A 5,084-nucleotide genomic window follows, 5' to 3' on the forward strand; every position below is an offset into this window, starting at 1 on the left:
AACTCGGCTACAAACAGCATAGCCGTACCGGCCGTGAAGGGCTATATCGGGAAACTGCACATCAGTCCTGCAGACGGACACGGGTGCAACCACTTTGAACCGTTGCTGCAAGATATTGCCGAAGGAACCAGGGTTTAAAGGATATGACGGCAAAGCCAACCGAACGTTACTGCAACATAAAGGGCTTTCAGACGGCATTATGCGTAAGGCGCACCGGGGTTACCCATTAACAGAAGAAGATAAGAAATAAGCAATTGTCGAAAACGCGTTATGCGGTGGGGCGGGGCTTTGGTACGCTGCACCGCGCAGGTACGTTTTGAAAAACGCATGATGCCGGTTACCGGCGATTTAAGTAAAACCTTGCCGGTACAGAACTGGATTGCAACTATCGGCTTTGAATATGCCGATCAGCCGATGGGTGAAACCGAATGCCGGATTAATCCGCTCGGTTTCCAAGTAACCAGCTACCGTATTAACCCTGAAACAGCACCATAAAAGGAACTGTGATGAAGATGAACAGCAAATTACCTTTTTTAGTTTTTGCAGCCATGCTGCCGGATTTGGCCGCAGCCGTGGCTATTCCCACCGGTTCGGCCAAAGACGGCCGGATTCAGACGGTAATGTATAACCCGCATGATGTTGTCTATATCCGCGCCCGTATTGGCTAGGCAGTATTGGTGCAGTTGGAAGCAGATGAGCGGCTCGAGGGCGAAACTGCCTCTTTGGGTACAGGCGATTCTGAAGCATGGAAAGTTGCCGTTAAAGGCAACAACATCATTTTCAAGCCTGCTGCCGCATCACTGACCACCAATATGCTGATGACCACCAACAAAAAGCGTACTTATGCTTTTGAGCTTTCGCTAATCAACCAGCGTATTGTTCCAAAACCATTGGGAGGTAACGTCCAAGCACTCATACCAATGAATTTCAACACAGCAACCCATCAGGGCAAATTCAAACGAGCCGCTAACGCTTCGTATGGTGGCATCTATCTGTACTTTTCCGAATTTACGATCAACCTTCATCAGCTCACTTAAAACCTGATACAGGTTTATATATCGGTCTGCATCAAAAATAACGGTCTCTTCATCCAGCTCAGCAACAAATAGGCGATAACCGTGCTCTCGTATTCAAAATGATATTTCATCGTCCTTTCCTTTTTCCGTTGGCCTATTCAGACGGCCAGATATGGCCGCCTGAAACCGTCAAAACAAAACTAGCTGTTCTTTAAGAGTAAGTAACTTCGGCCGGATAGCCCCTGTTCCCGCTTCCGTGGCCGGTTCTTTTTTTGAGTCGGAAATTCTTTCAGCCATAGCCTGAGTATAGCCGCCGTGTACCCAATCGGAAGTGCACCAAGCCGACCAAAATTCATGCGTTAGGCTGTTGCCGTGCACGATTTTGGCGGGTATGCGGTATAGCTGGCATTGCAGGTAGCACATCCACACACACAAAGCGTCAATATCAACACCGACCGCCGCTATGTGTTTCGCAGAGGTGTAACCGTGGGATTGCACAGATTCGGCAAAAGCTATCAGGTTCGCACTGCTTCCGCAGGCTGGCTCCAGAATGGTTACAAATTTTTCGGTTTGAAGCTTTTCTCCCAAATCCTGAGTGACCAGTGCCGACATTAATTGGCAAACGTGGTAAGGCGCAAAATATTGCCCATTGGCCGTGTTGCCGAGATTCAAATCCATGTACAACTGATAGTACATCAACAAAATAGCCTTGTTCCTTTTGTACATGAATTGTCTCCACCAAAACAGCCACAAGTTCGGGAAAGCGGTTAAAATCGCATTCCTGATATTTTTTCCGTATTTCGTGGTAGCGGCTTTCCCATTTTTCCTAATGGGCATCAAAAGCGTATTGGTTCATGATGGCTATCGCCGATAGTTCTACGAAATCCCTGAAAATATCGCTCGTTCTGAAGCTGGCACCAAAACCTTGTAATAGCTTCACCGGTTCTTTATATTTCTCGCGCATATCGTTCACCTTTTTTATTAGGGGGGAATCCAGACGGCACTAAGGCCCGTCTGAAAAGTGGTTAAAAACGATTACCGTCAACTGTCATAGAACACGGTTAAGCCGTTCTGTATGGCATCGCAGGCAGTCGTGATAAATGTGTTTGTTGCCTGAATGTCTCCTGAATAGATTTCTTCCTCTCCAAAGAAGAAACCGGGCGTATGTTTCAGCTCGCCATTTTTAAGAGCCTGTTTCAGTCGCTCTAAGTCGTCCATCTCAAGCCTGACGGTTTGACAGTTAAATACTTCTTCCTGACCGCCTTTTTCCCGATACAGGTTTTACATCCCCCCGTGTAGGTGGTTAAATTTCCGCTAGTAGGCAATATCGGTTAACTCTGCCTGCTCGCGCTCTTCGTCTGTTTTCGGCATTACATCGGTTTGTTTGTCGCCGACAAATTTGGCGCACATGGTATAAACGTACATATTCAGTCCTATTTTTTCACTCCGTTTATGCAAAATTAATAACAATATTTTACAACCATCGGGGGCCACCGCCCCCGATGGTTGTTTCATGGGACAGCCGCTTTGCGGCGTTTCCGCCTGTGGGTGGAATCACAAAACGGGGTCGTTTTGTCGGCTCAAGCCTATCCTGCGCGCGCGTCGCGTTCTAACAGAAATATCTTATATTTCTTTTGATATATTGTTTTTTGAAGGCAAAGTACGCGCGGATAGGAAATAAATATTGAAATATGGAAATATTTGATGTTTTTTTGATATATATATATCATATTTATAAGATACTTAAATTTTCAAATATAATTTAATTATGATACATATTTATATTATATTTAATTTAAATGAATCTTAGCTTTATAAAATAATACAAATAGGTATTTTAATGATGTTTCTCTATACAATAATGGCGATTTATTCTTTACTTATATGATGGTTTATGATTAAATTGTGATACATTATATAATATAAATTTGATTCAGAAAGAGAATATGAGCGATCTTGCCGATTTTATGAAAAATACTACGCCGGAAGGTAAAACTTCTAAGTTACTCCCTATATTGAAGATATAGTTGCTCTGAAAAAGAATGGCTATAGCGAAGGTCAGATATTGCAATATTTGATGGAAAAGAAAGGGCTTAAAGTCAGTCGACCTACCCTAAGTCGGTTTGTACGGTCTCATATTAAGCCTGATGAAAAGGCATCGCCTCCGGTGATTGTTAAAAATGAAACAAATTTACCTGAAACTAAAGCACCTGCAACTGAGCAATAAAGCCAAAATCACCCCCAGAATTCCGGAACAGGTTTTAATTGGCAGCAAAAAATCGATGCGGAAGAATACATCTAATAAAAAGGACGTCTATATTTCAGACGGCCTTTATCAATTCTTGGCTAACAGAGTGTAATTAAATTTTCGTTGGTGTTTAATCGCCACGATTGCCCGGCCATTCTCGGTTAAAATCATTTGTGGCATTCAAGCCTCCCCGTCTCTTCACTGGCAATGATTTTACCCATCCAATCATTAGCCTCTTCTAAAGTAACATGTAAACCCGTTTCCTGATAATGCCGCCAAGAATCTTCCGCTTTTTTAAGCAAATATCCATCTGTATGATTTTTCATGATATTTTCCAAGTAATTAACTGGCGGAATACGGGTGTATTTGTTTTAACTTTTCAGTAATAGTAATTTCTGCTTGCCGTATATCATAGTGATTTTGCATATTCAGCCAGCTTTGTGCATCAGTATTAAAAAAAATTGCCAGACGAAGAGCGGTATCAGCACTGATACCCCGTTTGCCAAGTACGATTTCATTAATACGACGTGGCGGCACATCAATGGTTTTGGCCAGTGCATATTGGCTAATTTCTAAAGGTTTTAACCATTCTTCTAGCAAAATCTCTCCCGGATGAATCAAACGCATTTTGTTTTCCATCATCAACCCTTATGAAAATTTATTCATTAATTCAATATCTCATAGATTTAGTAAAATCAGACCGTTGCTCAATGCGGAATGCGCGAATATCCCTGACAGAAGCAGGAAACCAATCTAGAGCTTTCAAGGCATTGATGGCATCAAACAGGTTTGACAAATTCTCGTTTTGACAGGTGTACAAGCTGCCTTGAACATGGTGGAAACCAAATCTACGCAAAGTAATGCCAATGCTGCATAGGCTCGAGAAACCCCTTTAGGGTGGTTTTGCACGGTGTCGGAAACGACTAAATCAAAAGAAATGCGTACATCAGATGGCTTTCGGGTCTTGAATGATATGGGACAGTTTATATTGGGTTTGCTCGCCGCTTTCCAGCACTTCGATATTAACCAGCCAATCGCCGTCAGGCAGTTGTTCTAAAGGCTCTCCGACAATATAGGGAACGTCGGATAGAGCCGGTAGGTACGGCTGTATTTGTCTGATTCATGTTTTTTCTCCATATAAATCAAAACTATATTTTTTAGTAATAACGAAACCCGTTATTAAAATCAAGCAATATCTTCTCATTCTCCTATTTATTTATCCACAAAATCCGTATATATCCTCCCTGAAAAATTACCGTAAGCGTCTATTTCCAATACAAAAAAGCATTTGTATAAAATTTAATCAGGCGCAGCCACTAATACTCTATGAGAGTGGTCTTTGCGCGTGGTCTCTGTATAGAGCGTGTAGGGAATGCGTAAACTGGATTGTCCTATTTGTGCAAACTACTTTGTACAAAATGTACAAGCATAAGATTTAAAAAGAGAATTTTTCAGGGAAGAAGCAGCTGTTCTTTGTTGATTTGCCAGTGCATCTTGCAGAACACACCGGCGCGTTTGTATTGGATGATGCCTTTTTCAGACAGGAATTTACGCGCTTTCTCGTAGCCGCGCCGTGCCAGACCGACTTTTTCGTTCAAGTCGGCGGCGGTTTTATAAATCCAGCCGCAGCGTTTCGGGTCTTTTTCGGCGACTTCGCTCCACCAAAACAGGTTAGAAAGCAGATCATTCGAGCTTCCCAAAGGAAAATAATTGACAGCGATAATAGCCACATGAATACACTCGCCGACCGAATTAAACAACGCCTTACCGATTTGAAAAAATCGCAAGCTGATTTAGCCAAATATTGTAAAGTCAGACCG

10 protein-coding genes and 1 pseudogene are annotated in these 5,084 nt (G+C 42.6%); 4 read left to right on the top strand and 7 right to left on the bottom strand.

The genetic code is table 11. The annotated features are described in order from the left end of the window. The 4 genes and pseudogenes from C7N83_RS16365 to C7N83_RS12920 form a co-directional block, all read left to right on the top strand. A pseudogene (locus C7N83_RS16365) lies at positions 1-305 on the top strand (IS5/IS1182 family transposase); the annotation flags it as partial. A 25-nt stretch (positions 306-330) separates the two neighbouring features. Further along, positions 331-495 carry a VirB8 family type IV secretion system protein gene (locus C7N83_RS12915; RefSeq protein ID WP_245911234.1) on the top strand — a complete coding sequence of 55 codons (165 nt, stop codon included), beginning with the start codon at positions 331-333 and terminating at the stop codon, positions 493-495. An 11-nt stretch (positions 496-506) separates the two neighbouring features. After that, positions 507-668, top strand: a complete 162-nt coding sequence (locus C7N83_RS14970) for a hypothetical protein (RefSeq protein ID WP_170064914.1) — start codon at positions 507-509, stop codon at positions 666-668. A 9-nt stretch (positions 669-677) separates the two neighbouring features. Further along, on the top strand, positions 678-1,037 hold the full coding sequence (locus C7N83_RS12920; protein WP_170064915.1) for a TrbG/VirB9 family P-type conjugative transfer protein: 360 nt from the start codon (positions 678-680) through the stop codon (positions 1,035-1,037). Between the two features lie 168 nt (positions 1,038-1,205). Here C7N83_RS12920 and C7N83_RS12925 read toward each other — a convergent pair whose 3' ends face one another. From C7N83_RS12925 to C7N83_RS12950, 7 genes are all read right to left on the bottom strand, one after another. Continuing rightward, positions 1,206-1,853: an N-6 DNA methylase gene (locus tag C7N83_RS12925; RefSeq protein WP_245911235.1), complete on the bottom strand. Its 648-nt coding sequence runs from the start codon at positions 1,851-1,853 to the stop codon at positions 1,206-1,208. Beyond that, entirely contained in the window at positions 1,843-1,980 is a 138-nt protein-coding gene (locus C7N83_RS16370; protein WP_245911230.1) for a hypothetical protein, read from the bottom strand. The genes C7N83_RS12925 and C7N83_RS16370 overlap by 11 nt, the downstream gene beginning before the upstream one ends. Before the next feature lie 77 nt (positions 1,981-2,057). Continuing rightward, positions 2,058-2,234: a hypothetical protein gene (locus C7N83_RS16375; RefSeq protein ID WP_245911231.1), complete on the bottom strand. Its 177-nt coding sequence runs from the start codon at positions 2,232-2,234 to the stop codon at positions 2,058-2,060. Positions 2,235-3,431: 1,197 nt separating this feature from the next. After that, complete coding sequence (locus C7N83_RS14975) at positions 3,432-3,590, bottom strand: hypothetical protein (RefSeq protein WP_170064916.1); 159 nt, start codon at positions 3,588-3,590, stop codon at positions 3,432-3,434. Positions 3,591-3,606: 16 nt separating this feature from the next. Next, on the bottom strand, positions 3,607-3,891 hold the full coding sequence (locus C7N83_RS12940; protein ID WP_245911232.1) for a HigA family addiction module antitoxin: 285 nt from the start codon (positions 3,889-3,891) through the stop codon (positions 3,607-3,609). 319 nt (positions 3,892-4,210) lie between these two features. Beyond that, a complete protein-coding gene (locus tag C7N83_RS16795; RefSeq protein WP_170064917.1) occupies positions 4,211-4,384 on the bottom strand; it encodes a DUF5397 family protein in 174 nt (57 codons plus the stop codon). A 331-nt stretch (positions 4,385-4,715) separates the two neighbouring features. Continuing rightward, the gene (locus C7N83_RS12950; protein WP_245911233.1) at positions 4,716-4,994 is read right to left on the bottom strand and encodes a hypothetical protein; all 279 of its coding nucleotides are present in this window, start codon (positions 4,992-4,994) and stop codon (positions 4,716-4,718) included. Between the last annotated feature and the right edge of the window lie 90 nt (positions 4,995-5,084).

Source organism: Neisseria iguanae (assembly GCF_003013245.1).
Taxonomy (GTDB): domain Bacteria; phylum Pseudomonadota; class Gammaproteobacteria; order Burkholderiales; family Neisseriaceae; genus Neisseria; species Neisseria iguanae.